The organism is Nonomuraea sp. B1E8, assembly GCF_039871515.1.
Classification (GTDB): domain Bacteria; phylum Actinomycetota; class Actinomycetes; order Streptosporangiales; family Streptosporangiaceae; genus Nonomuraea.
This window is the reverse complement of record NZ_JBDPLS010000001.1, coordinates 1,048,096-1,068,289: the sequence shown is the minus strand read 5'-3', so window position 1 is coordinate 1,068,289 and position 20,194 is coordinate 1,048,096. Positions and strand designations below refer to the sequence as shown.

Sequence of the window (20,194 nt, the reverse complement as noted above, 5' to 3'; positions counted from 1 at the left end):
GTTGTTGCTGGTCAGGAGGGGGTGGTTGGTATCGCCTCTATGACCTTCTTTGGGGCGGGGAGGTCGAGTTTGGTGAGGATGTCCCGCTGCGGCTTGGTGAGTTCGGCTATCTGGCGGAAGGTGCCGGTTGGTCCGGTGAAGGTGGCGATGGTCAGTTGCTCGCATTCCTCACGGATGTGCCGCCAGGTCCGGGCTGTGCTGGTTTCGATGATGCGGATCAGCAGCAGGGCCAGCCAGCAGAGGATGACGTGGGCGCGGATGCGCTGCTCCAAGCGGTGGTAGACGGGCCGCAGGTCGATGATCTGTTTCATGTCGCGCCAGCCGCGTTCCACCTGCCAGAGCTGCTTGAACCCGAGCGCGATCTCCTCGGCGCTCAGGCGCGGATCGCTGCTGCGCAGCAGGTACTTGCCGTCCAGCTTGGCCTCGGCCTTGACTTTGGCCTGGTCGATGCGCAGCAGCCCGCCGGCGGTGACGCGCAGGTAGCGGTTCAGCCCGGGCTTGGTGGAGATCACCCCGCGTAGCTCGGCCCGCTTGTCACTCTTGCAGTCGTCGGTGCCGTCGATCAGCTCGCCCAGCTGGGTCAGCAGCCGTTCCCGCACCGCCGCGTCCCGGGCGGCGCCGTCAGGGTTGAAGCAGATCACGAAGCGTTCGTGCTCGCTGATGCGGACCTCTTTGACCTTGAGGTTGCCGGCCACGTCGGTGTAGCGGCCCTGCCGCGACAGCGCCGCCTTGGCCTCAGGCGAGCCGGAACGCAGCTTCTCTCCGAGGATGTAGTGGTGATCGCCGCTGCGTAGCGTGCGCCGGTTGTCGGCGGAGTGAACCCGCGGTCGCCCGCCCACACGATCTTGGCGAGGGTCCAGTCCCGCATGTCCTTCTTGACCTGGCTGATCACGGTCGCGTCGGCGGTGCCGCCGGGCCAGCACCAGCAGCGAACCGGGATGCCGTCGTGGGTGACCGCCAGCCCGATCACCACCTGTGGCAGGTCGTCGCGGTGATCCTTGGACTTGCCGTAGGCCCGGAAGCCCTTGCGCATGGCCGGTTCCTCGCCCGCCTCGCGACGTCGGGCAGGGGTATGCCGCGCTCGTCGCGGTCGACGCCCTCATCGGCGCGAGGCTGATCGGCTCTCCGCCCACGCACAGGTCACGCGGGAAGGTGAGCACACATTCCTTGACCCGGGTGGCGAACACTCCGCAGGCCGGGCACGCCTTCGCGCTCTCATCATCGGTGCGCACGTGCACCGTCCGGTGTCCGTCCTGGTCCACCTCCACCCGCATCACCGCCATGCCCTCCAGGCCCAGCAGCAGCGTCGTGTCGGAGGATGTCTCGATAGAGTTGTTCACGTCCGTGGTCTCTTCAAGATCGGCTGCGTCGAGAACAGCCATGATCTACGAGAGCCACGGACCTCGCGCATCCGGGGTGATCATCACGCGCCACTGTCACCCACAGTGATTGCCGCCGAGTCTCGATCCGCCTACTCCCCGATCAAGTTCGAAGAGCCTCAATAAGCCGTAATTCTGGAAAAGATGGGATACGTAAAGTGCGCGAGCTCGGGGAAGTGGATCTCCATCCCAAAGTCAGAACTGCAATCGAACTGGCCGGATGGAGGCCTGGTCGACGACAGGACATATCCTCGTGGGTGGAATCACTGGGATATGAAGGATACGATCTCTTCGAGGAGGCTGTTTCAACCCTAACCCAACTAGGTGGGCTCCGTGTAGCTTCCTTGCCTTCGTCGGCATCGGAGTTCGGCACCGGCGATATATTTTTCGATCCGGTATGGGCTTCCCAAGGAGAGAGAGCTAGGATAGCTGAACGAGAGCAGGACATCAGATGTAAACTGTGTCCAGTGGGAGAATGGCTGGATAATTACATTCTGCTTAGCGGAGATGACGGTAGATATTTCGCCGAAACCAGTTTCCAAGTCCTTTACCTGGGCTCTTCGCTATCGGCGGCTCTAGAGACGATGGTCTTGGCCGAGAGACCGCCGGAGATCATCAGTGATTAACCCGCCATCAGTGTAGCTTTCCCCAGTAGATGGCTATGACGCATTCGACATCTGTCGGCAGCACCCCCCGTCCGTGATCATAAGGACGGGGGCCCTCTCGCGTCGCGGCGAGTCGGACTGCGCCGCAGCGACCTCCACCTGATGTTGGACTCACGGCCGCTGGGCTGCGACACCCAGGGTGCCCATCTGCACGTCATCCGTCGCGACAATCCGAACGAGGCGTGGGCCAGGTCCCGGTCGACTTCCTGCTGGTGCAGGCCTACGACCAGTACGTGTTCGAGCGGGCGGAGATCCCGCGAGCCCAGGCCAGCGACTTCGCCTTGGTCAACCTGTTCCGCGAGCCGGTCGGGGCGCCGATGCGGCCGGACGCGATCCAAGGCCGTTGCGTTCTCGGTTGATGGACGTTCGCTGGCTCGATGAGACAGGCGTTGAGGGCACCCCAGGGTGCACATGAAGAACGCGGCCCCCGATGATCGTCGGTGTCTAGCCAGTCGATCAAGAACAGGGGCCGCGTTCGCGTGCCATCATCCCCGATCGACGTGCTCTCCCGCCACCTGGAGCACGTCACCGTCGCCGACCTGCCCGCCGAGCCGCTCGATCTGCCCACGCTCGCCGAACTCCTGGACACCATCCCGGACCCGCGCTGTCGCCGGGGACGCCGCTACCGGCTCGGCCCCCTGCTGGCGTTATCCCCTGCTCGCCGTACTCGGCGGCGCGACCTCCCTGGCGAAGATCGCCCGGTTCATCGCCGGGTACGACCCCGACCTGCGTGCCCGAGCCGGCCTGCCCGGCGAAGTGCGCCTGGCCGCCAGCACCCTGGGACGACTGTTCGCCCGCCTGGACGGCGACGCCTTCGACACCGCGACCTGCACCTATCTGACCGCGCTTGCCACCTGCGCCCCGCCCGCCGCCGGGTGGCCCGGAGGCGAAACTCCTCCGGGCCACCCGGCGCCCCCCGGACGCGGCCAAGCTGCGGGTTTCAGCCAAGATCAGGAGTTCGCCGAGCCGTTGTCATCGCGACGGATGACCACGGAGCCCCTGCCAGGCTTGGTGATGATCAGCCCGCGTTCACGCACGATTTCGAAGGCTTTGCGGATGGTCGCACGGCCGACGCTGAAATAGTTCTGCAGTTGCACCTCGGACAGCACGGTGCGTGGTGGATAAACACCGGTTTCGACTCGCTCCTCGATCCAGTCGGCAATCTGCTCGTAACGGTAGAACTCCGGGTTCCAATCATCGCTAGTCCAAGGCGTATCAGGCGTCATCACAGGCGAACCTTAAACCGTCACTCACTTCTATAGATAGACCAAACAGTACAGACCGTGCTAGACCTAGCCTTAGACAGGATGGACTAGGTTGGTCTATGATTGCGCTGTGTAGCCGAAGAAGGCGTATGAGGTGTTGAGTTCCGGTCCGGCACCCTGGCGCGACCAGCGTGTCCCCAGGTGGCGAAAGGATGATCACGTAATGGATCTGTACGGCAGTTACCTCGGTGAGGTGTCGTTCCATCGGGTGTGCGGTGGTAATCAGCAGGAGGAGGACATGGAGTCGTGTGCCCTGACCGCGCCGATCGCAGGTGTCGAGGACGCCCACGCGGTGCGTGACTCGAAGAACCCGGATGCCGAGACGCTCCGGTTCGCCGGTGACGAGCGTCGCGCGTTCGGGTCGTCCACCACCTAGGCATCACCCGAGAACGGCGATCGCTGCCTGATCCAAGCAAGCAGGGGCCCGCCGCCCCCGAAACTCTACGGGAGCGCCGCATGGCACATTGGCATGCCTACCAGTGGGTCGGTGCTGGTGCCGATCGCGGGAACGAGGGCGAGCGGCGGACTTCCTCACCGGACTTCGCTGCTTCGACGTTACCGCCGATGCGGACCGGCGAGTCGGCGTGATCTGCTGCCCGAACCGGCACACCTCGCACCCCTGCCCCACCCCACATAGCTCTGGAACGTGACAAGACTTGGAGATCGGCATGAGCATCGACGAGTTTCACGGCACCCACGCCGAGCCCCCTCAGAACGGGCACGCCACGATCGACTGGGCTGATCCGGTGGGCAGAGGCAGTTGCGTCAGGGTCCGGGACCACACCTGCGACTGCCTGCCGACGTCGTACGAATTCTGCGTAACGGGCGGCCTCGGCCACATCCGCCGTACAGAGAGGACTTCCTCAGGCAGTCGCGTGAGCGTGAGCCCCTGGCTTCGCGTGGCGGAGGCGAAGCGGCTGTGGGAGAGCCTCCTCGAGGGCCGCGCACGTTGAAGCCGTTTTGCCAGCCTGTATGCATGGGAGACGAGCGCGTCACAAATTTGTCACCGGTGCGGCTGGGACCCCGTCCACCTTGACGTCCGAAATCCTCAAGTCCGCCACGTCGCTGGCCACGTCGGTCCGTTCCACCTGCGCGAACGTGCTGCCCTTGCTCGTGATGTTCCGCAGCGGCTGCGCGGATGCCGCCGGTCGTGTCGGTGGCGATGGCGTCCGAGCGTACCGGTAGTGCATGTGGCAGTCCTCGATCAGCACGTCCTCGTACGGCACTCCACGTGATCATCGCTTGAGCTTCTCAAGCTGCACGATCCGCTGCCGGGCCGGGTTCACGGAGATCACGCACAGCATCGGGGACGGGTGCCTCAGCGGCGTCTGTGGCATCGTAGGGCGGGTGGCCGCCGATGAGACCCGTGACGGGGTCGCCCTGACCAACCTTGACCAGCCGCTGTTCGACGGCGCCGGCGCCACCAAGCGCGACCTGGTCGACTACCTCGACGCCGTCGCCGGCCGCATCATCCCCGTCCTGCGCGACCGCGCGCTGTCCGTGATGCGCGTCCGCCCGGGGCAGCAGCCGTTCATGCAGAAGAACCTGCCGAAATACGCCCCCGAGTGGATCAGGTCGGTCTCCTTCTGGGCCGAGGCGTCCCGCAGGCAGGTGACGTACGCGCTCTGCGACGACAGGAGGACGCTCCTGTGGTTCGCCAACCAGCGGGCGGTGGAATTTCACCCGGCGCTGTTCGTCGGCAACCGGCCCACGCACCTCATCCTCGACCTCGACCCGCCCGAGCACGACGACTCCTTCTCGCTGGCCGTACGCGGCGCGCTCCTCGTCCGCCAGGCTCTGAGTGACGCCGGGCTGTCAGGGGCGGTGAAGACGAGCGGGTCGAAGGGCGTGCACGTGTTCGTGCCCGTGGCCGAGGGCACGGCGGTGCACGACCTCGCGGCGGCCACCCGCGCGCTGGCCGCCCGTGCCGAGCGGCTCGATCCGGCGCTGGCGACCACGGCGTTCATCCGGGAGGACCGCGAGGGCAAGGTCTTCCTCGACTCCACCCGCGCGGGCGGCGCGACGGTCGCCGCCGCCTACAGCCCGCGCATCCGTCCCGGCGTGCCCGTCTCCTTCCCGGTGGCGTGGGACGACCTCGACCGCGTGGCGCCCGCCGACTTCACCGTGCACACGGCGGCCGCGCGGCTCAAGGGGGCCGACCCGTGGGCCGAGCTCATGCCCGGGCCGCAACCGCTGCCCGCCGACCTGGTCGAGGAGGGGCACACCATCCCGGTCGCCCGCGTCCAGGCGATGCACGAGGGCAAACGCCGTGCCCGCGCTCGTCGCGCCGAGTGAACGCGTTACTCGAACATGTCCTGATTTTGCCGCTGGAGAAGGCCTTGTCTGCCTCGTAGCTGGGGATTTACGTTCCGATCGCGGCTCGGGGGAATGTCGCATTCCCATCCACGACAGGGGAATCGTTCATGCGCAAAATCGTCACCGCACTGATCACCGCACTGGCGCTGCCCCTGACCGCGGCGGCCCCGGCCCATACTGCCGAGCCCGCCGACACGTACGCCGACCTGCTGGTCAAGAAGGTCAAGGGCGCGAACGTCGAAGAGCACCTGCGCGCCTTCCAGCAGATCGCCACCGAGCACGGCGGCAACCGCGCCGCGGGCACGACCGGCTACGACGCCTCCCGCGACTACGTGGCCGACAAACTGCGCAGAGCTGGCTACAAGGTGACGTTCGATCCCGTCGAATTCGTCGAGAGCTGGACCGAGAACAGCCCACCCGCCCTCACCGAGACCGCGCCGGAACGGCGGGCGTACGTTCCCAAGCAGGACTTCTTCGCTTTCAAGCCCTCCCCGTCCGGCGACGTGACCGCGCAGGTCCAGGGCGTGGACCTGACGCTGCCCCCGGCCGCCACACCGTCCTCCACCAGCGGGTGCGAGGCCTCCGACTTCGACGGGTTCGTGGCCGGCCGGATCGCGCTCGTCCAGCGCGGCACCTGCGCCTTCTCCCAGAAGGTGCGCAACGCCGCCGCGGCTGGGGCGGCCGGGATCATCGTGTTCAACGAAGGACAGGAAGGCCGCACCGAGGCCGAGCAGCTCGACGTCGGCGAATGGCGGGCCGGCATCCCCATGGTGTACGCGGACTACGCGGTGGGCGAGCGGCTGGCCGGCACGGAGAACGCCACCGTCCGGCTCACCGTCGACTCCACCGTCGCGATCGGCACCGACCACAACGTGATCGCCGAAACCCGCACCGGCGACCCGCGCGACGTCGTCATGCTCGGAGCCCACCTCGACAGCGTGCCCGCAGGTCCCGGCATCAACGACAACGGCTCCGGCAGCGCCGCCATCCTGGAGGTGGCCGAGGAGATGGCCCGCTTCCCGGTCAAGAACCGGGTGCGCTTCGTCTTCTGGGCCGCGGAGGAGCTCGGCCTGCTCGGCTCCGACCAGTACGTCACGTCGCTGCCGCAGACGGAACGCGACCGCATCCGCCTCTACCTGAACTTCGACATGGTCGCCTCGCCCAACTTCGCCTACAAGCTCTACGACGGCGACGACTCCGACGACACCGGCGCCTCGGCGGGCCCGCCCGGCTCGGCCCAGATCGAGGAGCAGTTCGAGACCTTCTACGGCTCCCGCGAGCTGCCCACCGTCGGCACCGACTTCGACGGCCGCTCCGACTACGGCCCGTTCATCGCGGTCGGCATCCCGGCGGGCGGCATCTTCACCGGCGCGGAAGGCGTCAAGACGGCCGCGGAGGCGAGGCTGTTCGGCGGTACGGCGGGCACCGCGTACGACGCCTGCTACCACCAGGCGTGCGACACGATCCGCAACGTCAGCCGCACGGCGCTCGACGTGAACGCCGACGCCATCGCCGACTCCGCGGCCCGGTTCGCCTTCGACCTGCGCTCGATCCCGCGCCGCACCACCCCCGCACAGGGAGGGGGAGGCTGACGCTCTTCACGAGGGCACGGTGAGCCGGGGACGCAGCGCCGCCAGCGCCGCCTCCGGGTCGTCGGCGAAGAACCGGATCGAGGTGACCTCGGCCCGGCGCCCGAGCGGGCGGACGACGGTGACCGGCCCGGCCAGCTCGACCGTCAGGTTGGTCTGCGAGGCGACGGCCACGGCGAGCCGCCCGTCCGCGACGGAGACCATGCTCTTCTCGTTCAGGTTGCGGCCGGTCCGTACGGAGACGATCCGGTCGAGGGGCACCCGCGCGTCGAAGTAGGCGGCGTACCTGATGCGCAGTTCATCGTCGGTGACGACGTGCGGCCGGGTGGCGCAGGCCGCGGCCAGCAGGACCCCGAACAGCAGCCCGTAGAGGTCGGCGACCAGCACCGCGTACCGCAACCAGCCGGGCACGCCGAGCGCGACCAGCAGCAGGTCGACCACCACCGTCTCGATCGCCATCGCGAACAACATGAGCGCCAGCATGAACGTCTGCTCCTTGGCGTACGTGACGGCGCTCGCCCCGGGCGGCACGCCGTGACGCCGGCGTACGATCCACAGCCCGACGGAGGCCAGGCCCTTCACCTCGAACCCCAGGACGCGCAAAGCGGCTCTGACCATCGTGCTCCCCTCTTCGGCTGGACGCCTCCCATGAGAAACGTTGACGCCGCGTCAAGGTCAACCCCGGAACAGCGGGCACATGCCGGCTCGGGCCACCGGCGAGCGGTTCATCAAGTCTTCATGTAAGGACTTGAAAGTCTTTGTGTGGGGACATACGGTGAATGGAGAGATCCGATCCAGGAGAGGTGTCATGTACGCGATCGTCCGGCACTACCGCGCGCATCCCGACACGATCAGGAAGATGGTCGAGCACGTGGACGCCCAATTCGCGGATCGCGTTCCGAAGCAGGTGGGCTCGGTCCTCTACAGCGCCGTCGGCACCGGCGAGGGGACGGTGATGACCATCACGGTCTTCCATGACGCCGAGGCGGCCGCGGCTTCCGAGGCGGCGGTGACCGAGCTTCAGCGCAACCTGAAGGATGGCTTCGGCGTGGAGGAGTTCGCGGTGCAACGTGGGGAGGTGCTGATCAGCCGGGGCGATGTCGCCGTGACGCGGCCCATCGGATTCGGCGGTGCGGCAGCGTGAGCGCGCGCGCCCTCATCAGGTTGAGGGTCTGGGCGCCCGCCCGGTGAGATAACGCTGCAACGTCGGCGCGACCCAATCGGCGAGCTCGTCGGGGTCGGCGATGACCAGTGCCTCGGCCCGCACGGCGTACCGGGTGATCGCCAGTCCGACGAGCTGGCTGGCCGTGAGCGTCGCGCGCAGGTCGGCGTTGTCCATGCCCAGGACACGGATGAGCTTGACGAGCAGGTCGGCGGCCAGGAAGTCCCTGACCTGGGAAGCGGCGTGCTCGTTGGTGGCGGCCGAGCGGATGACGCCGAGCAGCGGGCCGGGGGAGTCGACGTCCCCCAGCAGGTCGAAGGCGTAGCCGAGCAGCCGGCGTCCCAGGCTGGAGCGCGGACCGTCCAGCAGCATGACGATCGTGCGGTCCGGTTGGAACACCTCCGCGACGACCGCGCTGAACAGTTGGTCCTTGTTGCCGAAGAACCTGCGTATCAGTGCGGGGTCGACGCCGGCGTCCGTGGCGACCTGCCGTAGGCTCGTGCCGTCGTAGCCGTGCTCGCTGAACGAGGCGGCGGCGGCGGCCACGATCTCCTGCCGGGTGGTCGACGTCCCGGGGCGGCGTCCCGTCCTACCCACGAGCCCCTCCTCGACGTTCACGACACAAAGTCCTTGCGTGAGGACTTTATCGTGACTTCGCCGCCGCCGCGTCAAGACCGATCCCGCGGAACCCGTACGGCCGGTGCGGTCAGGGCGGCGATGACGCAGGCCGCGCACAACACGGCCCAGACGGCGTCGTACGTGCCGAACAGGTCGCGGGCCGTGGCCCCGAGGAAGGCCGAAGCGCCCGCGCCCAGCTGGTGGGCGGAGTTGGCCCAGCCGAAGACGATGGGACCGTCGCCTCCGTAGCGGCGCTGGGCGAGCGCGATGACCGGCGGGACGGTCGCGACGTCGACGAGGCCGTAGACGACCACGACGGCGATCAGGGAGGGCTGGACCGTCGACGAGAGCACCATCGGCAGGGCCACCAGGGTGAGCGCGCGCACCGTGAAACAGCAGGCCAGCAGGTGGCGGGGGTCGAAGCGGTCGGTGAGCCAGCCGGAGACGGCGGCGCCCAGCGCGGAGAAGACGCCGATCAGGGAGAGCATCGACGCGGCGGCGGTCGCGTGCATGCCGTGGTCGTGGGCCGCGGGCACCCAGTTGCTCCACATGATGCCGTTGGTGCTGGCGCCGCAGATGGCGAACATGCCGGCCAGCAGCCAGAACGTGCCGGTGCGCGCGGCGTCGACGAGCGCCGTCACCGTGCGGCGCGCGGCGCCCCGGGCGGGGGCGGGCTTGGCGACGACGTGCGCGCCCCCGTACGGCGGTGCGCCGACGTCGGCCGGGTGGTCGCGCAGGAACAGGGCCACCAGAGCCGACACGGCCAGGGCGGTGAGGGCCAGCGTCACGACCGGGGGCCGCCAGCCGAACCGGTCGACCGACCAGGCGAGCAGCGGCAGGAAGAGCAGCTGCCCCAGATGGCTGGACGCGCTCAGAACGCCGGTGACCAGCCCGCGACGCCGGACGAACCAGCGGCCGGTGATCATGGCGGCGAAGGTCATGGTCAGGCAGCCGCTGCCCAGGCCGATCAGGACACCCCAGTACACGACCAGCTGCCAGGGCGCGGCCATCACGGTGGTGAGCAGGGCGCCGGCGGCGACGAGCAGCATGGCGCCCGCCGCCACACGGCGGATGCCGGCGCGCTCCATCAGGGCCGCCGCGAAAGGCGCGGTGAAGCCGAAGAAGATCATGTTAACGGAGGCGGCCAGGGCGATCTGGCCGCGGTCCCAGGCGTACTCGTGGTGCAGGGGAGAGATCAGGAGCCCGGGGACGGTCGTGAAGGCGCCGGCTGCCACGATGGCCGCGCCCGCGACGGCGGCGACGACCCACGCCCGGCCCGTGCGTGCGGCCAACGAGGTTTGTACGTGCTGAACCATGGCTCCAGCCTTTCGGCGTGGGTACGCCCCCGACGAGTGGCTGGATAGCCGACATGCGCAACAATATGGCCATGGGTTCAGTTTTCTCCCGTCCCGTACGCCATCGCGTCGCCGTACTCGCCCGCGAGATGACCCTGCCGATCGAGCTGGGCATCGTCCACCAGGTGTTCGGGCAGGCCCGTGCGGGGGCGTCGGCGGGCGGGGAGCCGCTCTACGAGGTCGTCACATGTGCCCTGCGACCAGGCGCGGTGCGTACGGACGGGGACTTCACCGTCAACGTCGAGCACGGCCCGGAGTCGCTGGCGGAGGCCGACACCGTGATCGTGTTGTCCTCCTACGAGGACTACGAGCAGCAGGAGCCCGCGCTCTCCGCGCCGCTCGCCGGCGCGTTCGCCCGCATCCGGCCCGGCACCCGTGTGGCCTCCATCTGCACGGGCGCCTTCGTCCTGGCCTCCGCCGGTCTGCTCGACGGGCGGGCCGCCACGACGCACTGGCGCTACGCCGACCGGTTCGCCCGGCTGTTCCCGCAGGTGGAGCTGGACGCGAACGTGTTGTACTCCGACAGCGGCGACGTCCTGACGTCGGCGGGCTGCGCCGCGGGGATCGACCTGTGCCTGCACATGATCCGCCGCGACTTCGGCATGGCCGTCGCCAACGACGTCGCCCGCCGCACCGTCGTGCCACCGCACCGGGAGGGCGGGCAGGCACAGTACGTCCGCCACCCCGTGCCGGAGCCGTCGTCGCCCTCCACCGCGGCCGCGCGTGAGTGGGCCCTGCGGCGGCTGGGAGAGCCGATCACCCTGCGGCAGATGGCGGCCCAGGAGGCCATGAGCGTGCGCACCTTCACCCGGCGCTTCCGTGACGAGGTCGGCACCACCCCGATGACCTGGCTCACCCAGCAGCGCGTCGAGCGCGCCAGGGAACTCCTGGAGGAGTCGGACCTGCCCGTGGACCAGGTGGCCGAGCAGGCAGGGCTCGGTACGGCCGCCAACCTCCGCAAGCACTTCCACGCCGCCGTGGGGACCTCGCCCAGCACCTACCGCGCCGCCTTCCGCGAGCTTGACGCCGTGGCGTGACCCGCCATAACGGATCCGTTCGCTCCGGTTGAACCCGCACGGGCCGGCCGTCGTACCCCCTGACGAAACGGCGCTCGGCGGTGCCCGTGAACGGGACGCCGGCGGGCCCGGGCCCCGGCTGCCAGGAGGGCGACGATGGACTTTCTGGGATGGAGCGACGGACTGGCCCTGTCGCCGCGCGACTACCTGGGAGAGGGCGAACCGCTCGTCGCCGTCGTCAGGTCGGCGGGGCCGTACAGGGGAGAGGCGCTGCACCTGCTCGCGCTGGGCACCGCGGCCACCATGGCCAGGCTGCACCTGGGCGGGATCGCCGGGCTGCGGCTCAACCCGGGCAACGTCATGATCGGGCCGGAGGGGCGGGCGTTCTTCGCGCCGGGGCCGCGCAGCAGCGAGTTCCCCTCCGCCGACGTCAGGGACTGGGCCGACGTGATCGTCTTCGCCGCGACCGGGCGGCCGGTCCGCGACGGCGAGCGTCCCTACCTCGGGCCGGTGCCCGAACTGCGGGTGGTCATCGACGAGTGCCGCCGCCCGAACGCGCTGTCCCGCCCGGCGGCGATCGACGTCGTACGCGCCCTGCTCGGCGACCCGTGGGAGGACCGCCGCGCCACGGTGCGCGAACTGCTGCTGGAGGCCGAGCGCTGGTCCGGGGGGCGGCGCTCGTTGATGGCGGATGGGCATTCCGGACGGTAGGGGCCAGACCATGATCGAACAGAGGAGTTAACGCGATTTACCGGTTAAATCTGGCTGGGCGGCGAATGGGGCAAACTGCCTGCCCTGGGCCTGGCTGGTGGCTAGAGTAATAATTCTCAATGCCAGCGTACCTAGCGCGATATTTCGTGATAGCCGCAGCGCAAGGAGTCCGCCCCCTTGTGAATCACCGCGTAACGGACGAAGCCATGGTCCGAGCCCTCTACCGCGAGTACGGCGCCCCCCTGATGGCCTTCGCCATCCGGCTGACGGGCGGCGACCGGCGCTGGGCCGAGGACGTCGTGCAGGAGACCCTGGTACGCGCCTGGCGCAACCTCCACGACCTGCGTACCGACACCGGCTCGCTGATGCCGTGGCTGGCGACGGTGGCCCGCCGCGTGGTCATCGACGACCACCGCCGCTCGGGCACGCGTCCCCTCGACACGGTCGACGACATCCAGGACCGAGCCCAGCCCGTGGCCGCGGAGGACGAGCGCCTGTTACGGGAGATCGTGGTGACCGAGGCGATGCTGTCGCTCTCTCCGGCCCATCGCCAGGTGCTCACGGAGACGTTCCTGCTGGACCGCACCGTCCAGGAGGCGGCGGAGACGATCGGCGTGCCGGTCGGCACGGTGAAGTCCCGCGTGTACTACGCCATGCGCGCGCTGCGCGTGGCGCTCGAGGAAAGGGGGGTGACGCTGCCATGAGCGTGGTGCGTCACGACGCAAGGGGGGTGACGCTGCCATGAGCGTGGTGCGTCACGACGCAAGGGGGGTGACGCTGCCGTGAGAAGGGTGCGTCACGACGTAAGGGGGGTGACGCCGCCATGACGGAGGTGCGTCACGAGGACGTGGCCGCGTACGCGCTCGGCCTGCTCAGCGAGGAGGAGAAAGCCGCTTTCGAGCACCACCTGGCCGGTTGCGGGAGCTGTGCCGCGGAGGTGGGGTCGTTCACGGAGGTGGGGGAGCTGATCAAAGGGGTGCACCCGGACGACCTGCTGCCCAGCCCGCCGGACCCGCAGGTGGAGTCGATCCTGGTGCGCAAGGCGATCGCGGAGCGCCGTCGCCGCCGGTTCCACCGCACGTTCATGACCGCCGCCGCGTGTCTCGTGGTGGCCGCGGGCGTCTTCCTGGCCGGCAGCTCCTTCATGGGCGGCCCGAACCCCGACAGCGTCCACAGCCCGGCCCGCGCGCTGCTCATGACCGGGGACACCTACTCCGCCACCGACTCCGCGACCGGCGTGTCCAGCGTCATCGGCTTGGAGGACAAGGGTTGGGGAACCCACGTCGCGCTGGAGCTCAAGGGCGTCAAGGGCCCGCTGCAGTGCCGGCTCATGGCCGTGGGTGACGACGGCCGCTCCGAGGTCGTGGCGAGCTGGGGCGTCCCCGCGGCGGGGTACGGCGTGCCGGGGTCGCCTGACCCGATGTTGTTGCACGGCGGCACCAGCCTCCCCCAGGACGAGCTGAACCACTTCACCATCCAGACCTCGGACGGCAGGACCCTGGGCACGATCACCGTCTGAGTGCGGAGAAGTGGCCGGTGAACCAGTCGCTCGCCTGGTCGGCCACGATCTCGAGCGCGCCGGGCTCCTCGAACAGGTGGGTGGCGCCCGGCACGACGGACAGCCGGCTCTCGGCGTTCAGCCGCCGCTGGGCCTCCTCGTTCAGCCTCAGCACGACCGGGTCCCTGCCGCCGACGATGAGCAGGGTGGGGGCGCGTACCGCGGCCAGCTTCTCCGCGGCCAGGTCGGGCCGGCCGCCGCGTGAGACGATCGCGGCGACCAGGTTGCCGGGCTCGGCCGCCGCCGCCAGCGCCGCCGCCGCGCCGGTGCTGGCGCCGAAGTAGCCGATCGGCATGCCCGCCGTCGCGCGCTGCTCGCGCACCCACGCGGTACGTTCCAGCAGCCGCCCGGTCAGGAGCCCGATGTCGAAGACGTTCGCCCTGAGCGTCTCCTCCTCCGGGGTGAGCAGGTCGAACAGCAGCGTGCCCAGCCCTGCCTCGTTGAGCGCGCCGGCTACGTAACGGTTACGCGGGCTGAGGCGGCCGCTGCCGCTGCCGTGCACGAACAGCACCACTCCCCGAGCGCCGCCGGGGACGACCAGATCGCCGGGCACGTGCCACACCTCCTTCACAGCCTGCCAGCCCGCTACCCCTGTTCGCCCAGCTCTATCCGCTGCCCGGCTGGGCAGGGCATGGGACATGGAGACCGAATCGGGGCGCCGGCACGAGCGGCACGGCGCCCCGCTCCAGCGCATCGTCTCGGGTGGGAAGGCGGCGCTCGGCCGGGCCCGCGGTCTGGGCCTGGGGCGCTGGCTGCGCATGGAACGCGAGTCGTTCGTCCAGACGCTCAAGGTGACGGGGGCCTGCGTCCTGGCCTGGTGGCTGGCGGCCCACGTGCTGAAGGTGGACGTGCCGGTGCTGGCGCCCATCGGCGTGCTGCTGACGGTGTCGGCGACCGCGTACAGCACTCTGGTGAGAGGGCTGCAGCAGGTCGGCGCGGTGATCGTGGGCGTGTCGGCGGCCACGGGGGTGATCTGGCTGCTCGGCGCCAACGAGCTGACGCTGGCGGTGCTGATCTCGTCCGGTCTGGTGCTGGCCCGGCTGCTGAACCTGCCGGCCCAGAACGTGCAGATCCCGATCACGGCGCTGCTGGTGCTGGCGCTGGGCAACACGTACGGCTTCGCCCGCCTCGCGGACGTGCTGATCGGGGCCTTCATCGGCGTGGCGGCGAACCTGCTGATCCTTCCGCCGCGCTACGTGGAGCGGGCGGCGACGGAGTTGTGCGGGCTCTCCGGCGAGCTGGCCGACCTGGCCGCGGACATGGCGCGCGGGCTGGGCGGCGAGTGGGACCGCGACATGGCGGACGAGTGGCTGGAGCGGGCCAGGACGCTCTCGCAACGGCTGGAGGAGGCGAAGGAGGCCGCGGACCAGGCGGCGGAGTCGGTGCGCCTGACGTTGCGGCGCAGCCGGTACGACACCCGCCTGCGCCAGGTCGCCGAGGCCGCCACCTGCCTGGACCACGCCTGTAGCCAGCTCAGGGGAATCGCCAGAGGGCTGGTGGACCTGATCGCGGGCGCGCGCGGCCTGCCCGGCGAGCGCGGTGCGGACCTGCCCGATCCGCTCGCCCAGGAGCTGGAGTCGCTGTCGCGCGTTTTCGGCGCCTTCGGGATGTTGCAGATCAGCCGCGGCAGCGGCAAGGGGTCCTACCGGAGGGACATGAAGGAACTGCGTGCCGCGCTGGACGAGGGAAGGCGGCGGCAGGAGGTGCTGGCCAAGGAGTTCGAGCGGACCAGGCACCGGGAGCTAAGGACGTTGCAGGGGGCGCTGCTCGACGACTGCGCCAGGATCCGCTACGAGTTCGACCCGGACAACGGCCCGCACAAGGCGGCCTTCCCTGAGGCCGCCTACGAATGAGTGCCATGCTGGCATACTGCTCGGATGTCCGATTTCGCCGAGTTTCGGGCCAGTGGGCGCGCGGCTCTGCTGGCCGGCCGGGCCACCCACGACGTTCCCATGGTGGAGGGCGCGAGACGCTGGGGCGCCGCGGCCGTGCTCCGTCCCCAGCGGGAGATCGCCGATCGCCTGACGGAGTTGTCCGCGACCATCGAGGCCCCGGGCCACTGGGTGCACGGCGGCCGGGCCCTGCACGTCACGCTCAGGTCCCTGGAGCCGTACCGCGCCCGCATCCCCGAGGACGACCCGCTCCGCCGCGCCTACGCCGCCGCGCTGGCCGAGGCCGCCGGCGGCCTGCCGAGGGCCAGGGTGCGCCTGAGAGGCGTGAGCCCGCACCCGGGCGGCGTGCTGGTCTGCGGGCACCCGGAGGACGACACGCTGGTGACGTTGTGGAAGCGCTTCGCCCACGCGCTGGAGTCGCGGGGCGTGCGCGACCTGGAGCACGGCCGGGTCCGCGACCGCTGGTACGTCAGCCTCGTGCACTTCGCCGGCCCGCTCGCCGATCCCCGCCGGCTTGTCGAGTGGTGCGACGCCCACGCCGACCTCGCGCTCGGCACGGCGGAGCTGGACACGGCGGAGATCGTCCAGTTCGTCCACACGGGCACGGGCATCCGCGTCGAAGCCCTCGAACACGCCCTGCTGGAATGAGACGGCGGGACGCCACCGACGCCCCGCCCGCCCCCGTGGAGCCCGCGGCTCAGAGCAGCACCAGGGCCGTGACGAACTGCAGCAGGTGCCAGGCCACGCACCCGGCCAGCGAGCAGAACGCCCACTCCTTGGCCCTGCTGATCCTGGAGACCCAGCGCAGCTCCTCCGCCGGCTCCTTGCGCGTGCGCAGGGTCCTGGTGACGAAGTAGGCCGAGGCCAGCCAGGCCATCGCCGACCCTGAGATCAGCCCGAACGAGATGGCCAGCAGGATCAGGGGCGCCCCGTCGGCGGTCTCCCACGGCCAGAGCTGGCGAACCCAGAAGGCCGGCACGCCGGCGAGCAGGACGGCGGTGATCCGCCGGTCCTTTCGCGCCTGGCGCTTGAGCCACTGCAGGTCACGACGCAGATGATTCTTGAGCATCCGGATCACCTCCGCTGGAGTAGCTGGTCGCACCAGCTAACGGCAGAATCCGGGAAAGATCTGCGACCTCACCGCCGGAAATTCCCGACTTTTGACGGCCTTTCAGGTCAGGCGGCGGAGTTCTTCCGCCACCCGCCGCGCCTCCATGACGTCCCCGACCTCTTCGAGCGTCCGCACGGCCTCCCTCAGCTGCTCGGCGGCGGCCGCCCTGTCGCCCAGCCGGGCCGAGATCAGCCCGAGCGCCCGCAGCGCGCACCCGAGGTCGCGCCGCGTCCCGCACTCCTGGTGGACGTCCTTCGCCTGTTTCGCGTGGACCAGCGCCTCGTCGGCCTGGTCCAGGTCGAGCAGCACCATGGCCAGCGTCGTGAGCGCCGCCGCCCACCTGTCCCTGGTGCCGGTCTCGTTCTGCAACTCGACCGTCTCCCTGGCGAGCGCCAGCGCGGTCGCCGGCTCGCCCGCCGTGTGCAGCGCCTGCGCCATCGACAGCAGCGCGCTGGCCCGGCTGTCGCACAGCTCCTCCCTGATGAGCAGCGCAGCCCTGGCCGCCCGCAGCGCGGGCCGGTGTTGCCCGAGCGACAGGTACGTGTACGCCAGCGTCTCCTGCACGTCCGCCTCCGCCCGCCGGTTGCCCGTGCCCTGCACGATGTCCAGGGCTTCGAGCGCGTACACGAAGGCCACCTGCGGCTGGCCCTGCCGCCGCCGCACCCGGGCGAGCCTGTTGAGCATGCGGGCCTCCACCGGCTCGTCGTGGATCACCCTGCTGATCATCAGCGACTGGTTCAGGTAGTCGTCGGCGCGCAGGTAGTCGGCCAGCCGCCAGTGCACCAGCCCGATGTCGCCGAGGGTCTCCGCCCTGCCCTGCTCGTGGTGGAGCTCCACCTGTACGGCCAGCGCCTGCTCGTAGTGGGCGAGCGCCTCGTCGTAACGCGAGCTGTTGCGGGCGATGCGCCCGAGCGCGCTGAGGGCGCGCCCGCAGCCGTGCTGGTCGCCGGTCGCGGTGTAGCCGGCCAGTGCCCGTTCGGCGTCGCGCTGCGCGTCCTCCTGCAGCCGGAGCAGGTCGTAGATCTCGGCGAGGCAGAGCAGCGTCTCGGCCTCGGCGTGCTCGTCGCCCAGCTCGTGGCAGATCGACAGCGCCTCCAGGCCCTCGGACAGCGCCGCGTTGGGTTCGCCCAGGTTCTGCTGCACCCTGGCCATGATGATCAGGCTCTGCGCGGTGCCCCTGCGGTCGCCGAGCTTCTCCCGTACGTCCAGCGCCTGGCGGGCGTACTGCAGCGCCGGCTCGTAGCGCGCATGGGACAGGTGCAGCCGGGCGAGCGTGTGCAGGCAGCCGGCCACCCCTGACAGGTCGCCGATGTCCCGGTAGAGGACGAGGGCCTCGCCGGCGCACTTGAGCGCGTCCTCGTTGTTGCCCGCGATGCCGTGCACCTCCGCCAGGTCGTTGAGCGCCTTGGCCCGCCCCGCGTCGTCGCCGAGGGAGGCGAAGTCGGCCAGCGCCTCGCCGATGAACCTGGCCGCCAGCGTCGAGGGGCCGATGTCGCGGTGGATCGAGCCCAGGTTGCTGCGCATGACCGCGATGGCCCGGCGGTTGCTCACCTGCATCGCCGAGGTGAGCCCGGCCTGCTGGATCTCCAGGTTGTTCTCGTAGTAGCGCAGCCTCCTGAACGGCTCGAACACGGCCTCCGCCAGCCGCCAGGCCATCCCGTGCGTGCCGCTCTCCTCCGCCAGCCGTACGGCCGAGACCAGCGAGCGCCGCTCGGCCTCGAACCACCCGCGCGGCGTTCCCGGCTCGGTCGCGACCGCGAGGTAGTGGTCGAGCAGCCGCACCCTGGCCTCCCGTACGCCCGCCTCCGCGTGCCTGCCCAGCTCCCTGGCCAGCCGCTTGACCAGGTCGTGCACCCGGTAACGCGGCCCGGCCAGCGGCTCGACGAGGTAGGCCCGGTGCAGCCCTTCCAGCGCGAGCACGGCCTCGCTCACCGGCACGCCGAGCGCGGCGGCCAGCACCTCGGGCGCGAAGTCCCGCCCGGGCAGCAGCCCGACGTGGCGGAACGCCCGCCGCTGCGCGGGGCCCAGCGACTCGTACGCCAGGTCGAGCGCCGACCTGAACGCCTCCTCCGGGTCGCCGGCCGCGGGCCGGTCGGGGACGCGCAGCTCCCGCACCCGTGCCTGCACGCTGAGCCCGGGGTTCTCGGCCAGCTTGGCCGCCGAGATGCGCAGCGCGAACGGATGGTACGAGCACACCCTGGCCAGCTCGGCCAGCGCGTCCCTGTCGGCCGCCCGCGGCGAGTTCTTGCCGAGCACGGCCACGAGCAGCGCCACCGCGTTGCCCGGGTCGAGCACCGGCACGTCCATGAGGTCGGCGTGCCCGGTGGCGTGCAGCGGCGCCATCCGCGTACGGCTGGTCACCAGCACCACGCAGTCCTTGCTGCCCGGCAGCAGCGCCCGCACCAGCCCGGGGTCGGCGGCGTTGTCGAGGATGAGCAGCAGCCGGCGCCCGGCGATCCTGCTGCGGTAGAGCAACATCAGCTCGGCCTCGTCGGAGGCGGGCATGTGCTCGCCGATGCCGAGCGAGCGCAGGATCTGCCCGAGCGCCTCGGCGGAGGTCATCGGCGGCAGGCCCGGCGACTGCCCGCGCAGGTCGATCACGATCTGCCCGTCGGGGAACCGGTCGGCGTGCAGGTGCGCCCAGCGCGTCACCAGCGCGGTCTTGCCGACTCCAGGGAGCCCCTGTACGACCATGGTGTTGGTCCTGCGGGGCCGCTCCAGCCAGGCGGTGAGCAGGTCGAGGCTCTGCTGGCGCCCCGTGAAGTCGGGCACGTCGGCGGGAAGCTGGCGGGGGACGGGCACCTCGGCGACCGGCAGCTGCCCGGCGGGCGGCGCTCCCGGCCGGGCCAGGAACGGCGTCACGTGCCCCTCCCAGGGCGCCGACAGGTGCTCCCAGCCGCCCGCGGCGTCCCGCAGCGCGACCGGGTCCTCGACGCGCAGCCGCCGGTAGCCGGTGCGGACCAGCCAGCCGCGCCGCGCCCACTCGGTGAGCCGGCGCTGCACCACGTCGGGTGAGCTGCCCACGAGGTCGGCGAGCGTCTCCATGGACAGCGGCGGCGCGGACTCCGAGGCCAGCGCGTAACGCTCGTCGAGGTGCAGCAGCCAGACGGCCAGGCGGGCGGCGACGGGGGCGCGGGCGAGCGCCTCGTGCCTGCGGGCCGCCATGTTCCTGGCGAACAGCTCCTGCACCAGCGCGGTCGCCACGGCCGGGCTCGCGGAGGCGTGCTCGCGCAGCCGGCGCAGGTCGATCGGCCACGCCCGCACCTCGGTCAACGCGTCGATCCTGACCCGGTCGGCGGCGCTCCAGAAGGCCAGCTCGCCCACGAGGTCGCCGGCGCCGCGCAGGTCGTGGACGGCATCACGGTCGCCGGCGGGCACATATTCGCGGGCGTAACCGTGCTCGATCAGGAAGACGCAGGTGGCCGGCCGTAACGGCGAGCAGATGATCTCGCCCCGCCGGTAGACGCGCGGCCTGGCGCCCTCGTCGACCAGTGACCTGAACAGATCCACCCCGCACCACACATCCCCTCAGGACGGCGGTGTCCTCGACATGACAG

At 70.3% G+C, this 20,194-nt stretch carries 22 protein-coding genes; 13 read left to right on the top strand and 9 right to left on the bottom strand.

Annotation, left to right across the window (positions count from 1 at the left end; genetic code table 11):
* Positions 1–11: 11 nt before the first annotated feature.
* The gene (locus ABGA98_RS05080; protein ID WP_347616968.1) at positions 12–1,382 is read right to left on the bottom strand and encodes a hypothetical protein; all 1,371 of its coding nucleotides are present in this window, start codon (positions 1,380–1,382) and stop codon (positions 12–14) included.
* A 155-nt stretch (positions 1,383–1,537) separates the two neighbouring features.
* Between ABGA98_RS05080 and ABGA98_RS05075 the strand changes: the two genes are divergently transcribed.
* Both ABGA98_RS05075 and ABGA98_RS05070 read left to right on the top strand, forming a co-directional pair.
* The gene (locus tag ABGA98_RS05075) at positions 1,538–2,005 is read left to right on the top strand and encodes an SUKH-3 domain-containing protein (protein ID WP_347616967.1); all 468 of its coding nucleotides are present in this window, start codon (positions 1,538–1,540) and stop codon (positions 2,003–2,005) included.
* Positions 2,006–2,226: 221 nt separating this feature from the next.
* The gene (locus ABGA98_RS05070) at positions 2,227–2,403 is read left to right on the top strand and encodes a hypothetical protein (RefSeq protein WP_347616966.1); all 177 of its coding nucleotides are present in this window, start codon (positions 2,227–2,229) and stop codon (positions 2,401–2,403) included.
* Between the two features lie 591 nt (positions 2,404–2,994).
* Here the strand turns inward: ABGA98_RS05070 and ABGA98_RS05065 are convergent.
* A complete protein-coding gene (locus ABGA98_RS05065) occupies positions 2,995–3,270 on the bottom strand; it encodes a winged helix-turn-helix domain-containing protein (RefSeq protein ID WP_347616965.1) in 276 nt (91 codons plus the stop codon).
* Between the two features lie 202 nt (positions 3,271–3,472).
* Between ABGA98_RS05065 and ABGA98_RS05060 the strand changes: the two genes are divergently transcribed.
* Positions 3,473–3,685: a DUF397 domain-containing protein gene (locus ABGA98_RS05060; RefSeq protein WP_347616964.1), complete on the top strand. Its 213-nt coding sequence runs from the start codon at positions 3,473–3,475 to the stop codon at positions 3,683–3,685.
* Positions 3,686–3,977: 292 nt separating this feature from the next.
* On the top strand, positions 3,978–4,262 hold the full coding sequence (locus tag ABGA98_RS05055; protein ID WP_347616963.1) for a hypothetical protein: 285 nt from the start codon (positions 3,978–3,980) through the stop codon (positions 4,260–4,262).
* A 39-nt stretch (positions 4,263–4,301) separates the two neighbouring features.
* Here ABGA98_RS05055 and ABGA98_RS05050 read toward each other — a convergent pair whose 3' ends face one another.
* Positions 4,302–4,535: a hypothetical protein gene (locus ABGA98_RS05050; protein WP_347616962.1), complete on the bottom strand. Its 234-nt coding sequence runs from the start codon at positions 4,533–4,535 to the stop codon at positions 4,302–4,304.
* A 121-nt stretch (positions 4,536–4,656) separates the two neighbouring features.
* Between ABGA98_RS05050 and ABGA98_RS05045 the strand changes: the two genes are divergently transcribed.
* Together ABGA98_RS05045 and ABGA98_RS05040 are read left to right on the top strand one after the other, a co-directional pair.
* On the top strand, positions 4,657–5,604 hold the full coding sequence (locus ABGA98_RS05045; RefSeq protein ID WP_347616961.1) for an ATP-dependent DNA ligase: 948 nt from the start codon (positions 4,657–4,659) through the stop codon (positions 5,602–5,604).
* A 128-nt stretch (positions 5,605–5,732) separates the two neighbouring features.
* Complete coding sequence (locus tag ABGA98_RS05040; protein ID WP_347616960.1) at positions 5,733–7,217, top strand: M28 family metallopeptidase; 1,485 nt, start codon at positions 5,733–5,735, stop codon at positions 7,215–7,217.
* A gap of 6 nt (positions 7,218–7,223) precedes the next feature.
* Here the strand turns inward: ABGA98_RS05040 and ABGA98_RS05035 are convergent, their stop codons facing one another.
* On the bottom strand, positions 7,224–7,832 hold the full coding sequence (locus ABGA98_RS05035) for a hypothetical protein (RefSeq protein WP_347616959.1): 609 nt from the start codon (positions 7,830–7,832) through the stop codon (positions 7,224–7,226).
* Between the two features lie 190 nt (positions 7,833–8,022).
* Between ABGA98_RS05035 and ABGA98_RS05030 the strand changes: the two genes are divergently transcribed.
* Positions 8,023–8,358, top strand: coding sequence for a hypothetical protein (locus tag ABGA98_RS05030; protein WP_347616958.1), 336 nt, complete (start codon positions 8,023–8,025; stop codon positions 8,356–8,358).
* A gap of 15 nt (positions 8,359–8,373) precedes the next feature.
* On the opposite strand, the gene ABGA98_RS05025 is transcribed toward ABGA98_RS05030, so the two are convergent.
* On the bottom strand, positions 8,374–8,973 hold the full coding sequence (locus ABGA98_RS05025) for a TetR family transcriptional regulator (protein ID WP_347616957.1): 600 nt from the start codon (positions 8,971–8,973) through the stop codon (positions 8,374–8,376).
* Between the two features lie 71 nt (positions 8,974–9,044).
* Positions 9,045–10,310 carry an MFS transporter gene (locus ABGA98_RS05020; protein ID WP_347616956.1) on the bottom strand — a complete coding sequence of 422 codons (1,266 nt, stop codon included), beginning with the start codon at positions 10,308–10,310 and terminating at the stop codon, positions 9,045–9,047.
* Positions 10,311–10,381: 71 nt separating this feature from the next.
* Between ABGA98_RS05020 and ABGA98_RS05015 the strand changes: the two genes are divergently transcribed.
* The 4 genes from ABGA98_RS05015 to ABGA98_RS05000 all read left to right on the top strand — a co-directional run bounded on the left by ABGA98_RS05015 (position 10,382) and on the right by ABGA98_RS05000 (position 13,595).
* Positions 10,382–11,386 carry a helix-turn-helix domain-containing protein gene (locus ABGA98_RS05015; protein WP_347616955.1) on the top strand — a complete coding sequence of 335 codons (1,005 nt, stop codon included), beginning with the start codon at positions 10,382–10,384 and terminating at the stop codon, positions 11,384–11,386.
* Between the two features lie 135 nt (positions 11,387–11,521).
* The gene (locus tag ABGA98_RS05010; protein WP_347616954.1) at positions 11,522–12,076 is read left to right on the top strand and encodes a hypothetical protein; all 555 of its coding nucleotides are present in this window, start codon (positions 11,522–11,524) and stop codon (positions 12,074–12,076) included.
* 206 nt (positions 12,077–12,282) lie between these two features.
* The gene (locus ABGA98_RS05005) at positions 12,283–12,780 is read left to right on the top strand and encodes a sigma-70 family RNA polymerase sigma factor (protein WP_132599997.1); all 498 of its coding nucleotides are present in this window, start codon (positions 12,283–12,285) and stop codon (positions 12,778–12,780) included.
* A 119-nt stretch (positions 12,781–12,899) separates the two neighbouring features.
* Positions 12,900–13,595: a zf-HC2 domain-containing protein gene (locus ABGA98_RS05000; protein ID WP_347616953.1), complete on the top strand. Its 696-nt coding sequence runs from the start codon at positions 12,900–12,902 to the stop codon at positions 13,593–13,595.
* Here the strand turns inward: ABGA98_RS05000 and ABGA98_RS04995 are convergent.
* Complete coding sequence (locus ABGA98_RS04995) at positions 13,585–14,187, bottom strand: dienelactone hydrolase family protein (protein WP_347616952.1); 603 nt, start codon at positions 14,185–14,187, stop codon at positions 13,585–13,587. The genes ABGA98_RS05000 and ABGA98_RS04995 overlap by 11 nt on opposite strands.
* A gap of 85 nt (positions 14,188–14,272) precedes the next feature.
* Here ABGA98_RS04995 and ABGA98_RS04990 point away from each other — a divergent pair, with 85 nt between their 5' ends.
* Positions 14,273–15,487, top strand: coding sequence for an FUSC family protein (locus ABGA98_RS04990; protein ID WP_347616951.1), 1,215 nt, complete (start codon positions 14,273–14,275; stop codon positions 15,485–15,487).
* Between the two features lie 24 nt (positions 15,488–15,511).
* Entirely contained in the window at positions 15,512–16,174 is a 663-nt protein-coding gene (locus ABGA98_RS04985) for a hypothetical protein (protein WP_347616950.1), read from the top strand.
* A 49-nt stretch (positions 16,175–16,223) separates the two neighbouring features.
* On the opposite strand, the gene ABGA98_RS04980 is transcribed toward ABGA98_RS04985, so the two are convergent.
* Complete coding sequence (locus ABGA98_RS04980) at positions 16,224–16,595, bottom strand: hypothetical protein (RefSeq protein WP_347616949.1); 372 nt, start codon at positions 16,593–16,595, stop codon at positions 16,224–16,226.
* A gap of 102 nt (positions 16,596–16,697) precedes the next feature.
* Positions 16,698–20,147, bottom strand: a complete 3,450-nt coding sequence (locus ABGA98_RS04975; protein WP_347616948.1) for a tetratricopeptide repeat protein — start codon at positions 20,145–20,147, stop codon at positions 16,698–16,700.
* Positions 20,148–20,194 lie beyond the last annotated feature (47 nt).

Bases quoted from the DNA above. Each gene is read 5' to 3' on its own strand.
- ABGA98_RS04985 (WP_347616950.1), top strand. From the start codon at position 15,512: ATGTCCGATTTCGCCGAGTTTCGGGCCAGTGGGCGCGCGGCTCTGCTG.
- ABGA98_RS05065 (WP_347616965.1), bottom strand. From the start codon at position 3,270: ATGACGCCTGATACGCCTTGGACTAGCGATGATTGGAACCCGGAGTTC.
- ABGA98_RS04980 (WP_347616949.1), bottom strand. From the start codon at position 16,595: ATGCTCAAGAATCATCTGCGTCGTGACCTGCAGTGGCTCAAGCGCCAG.
- ABGA98_RS05010 (WP_347616954.1), top strand. From the start codon at position 11,522: ATGGACTTTCTGGGATGGAGCGACGGACTGGCCCTGTCGCCGCGCGAC.
- ABGA98_RS05035 (WP_347616959.1), bottom strand. From the start codon at position 7,832: ATGGTCAGAGCCGCTTTGCGCGTCCTGGGGTTCGAGGTGAAGGGCCTG.
- ABGA98_RS05015 (WP_347616955.1), top strand. From the start codon at position 10,382: ATGGGTTCAGTTTTCTCCCGTCCCGTACGCCATCGCGTCGCCGTACTC.
- ABGA98_RS05000 (WP_347616953.1), top strand. From the start codon at position 12,900: ATGACGGAGGTGCGTCACGAGGACGTGGCCGCGTACGCGCTCGGCCTG.
- ABGA98_RS05055 (WP_347616963.1), top strand. From the start codon at position 3,978: ATGAGCATCGACGAGTTTCACGGCACCCACGCCGAGCCCCCTCAGAAC.
- ABGA98_RS05030 (WP_347616958.1), top strand. From the start codon at position 8,023: ATGTACGCGATCGTCCGGCACTACCGCGCGCATCCCGACACGATCAGG.
- ABGA98_RS04990 (WP_347616951.1), top strand. From the start codon at position 14,273: ATGGAGACCGAATCGGGGCGCCGGCACGAGCGGCACGGCGCCCCGCTC.
- ABGA98_RS05060 (WP_347616964.1), top strand. From the start codon at position 3,473: ATGGATCTGTACGGCAGTTACCTCGGTGAGGTGTCGTTCCATCGGGTG.
- ABGA98_RS05080 (WP_347616968.1), bottom strand. From the start codon at position 1,382: ATGGCTGTTCTCGACGCAGCCGATCTTGAAGAGACCACGGACGTGAAC.
- ABGA98_RS05005 (WP_132599997.1), top strand. From the start codon at position 12,283: ATGGTCCGAGCCCTCTACCGCGAGTACGGCGCCCCCCTGATGGCCTTC.
- ABGA98_RS05020 (WP_347616956.1), bottom strand. From the start codon at position 10,310: ATGGTTCAGCACGTACAAACCTCGTTGGCCGCACGCACGGGCCGGGCG.
- ABGA98_RS05040 (WP_347616960.1), top strand. From the start codon at position 5,733: ATGCGCAAAATCGTCACCGCACTGATCACCGCACTGGCGCTGCCCCTG.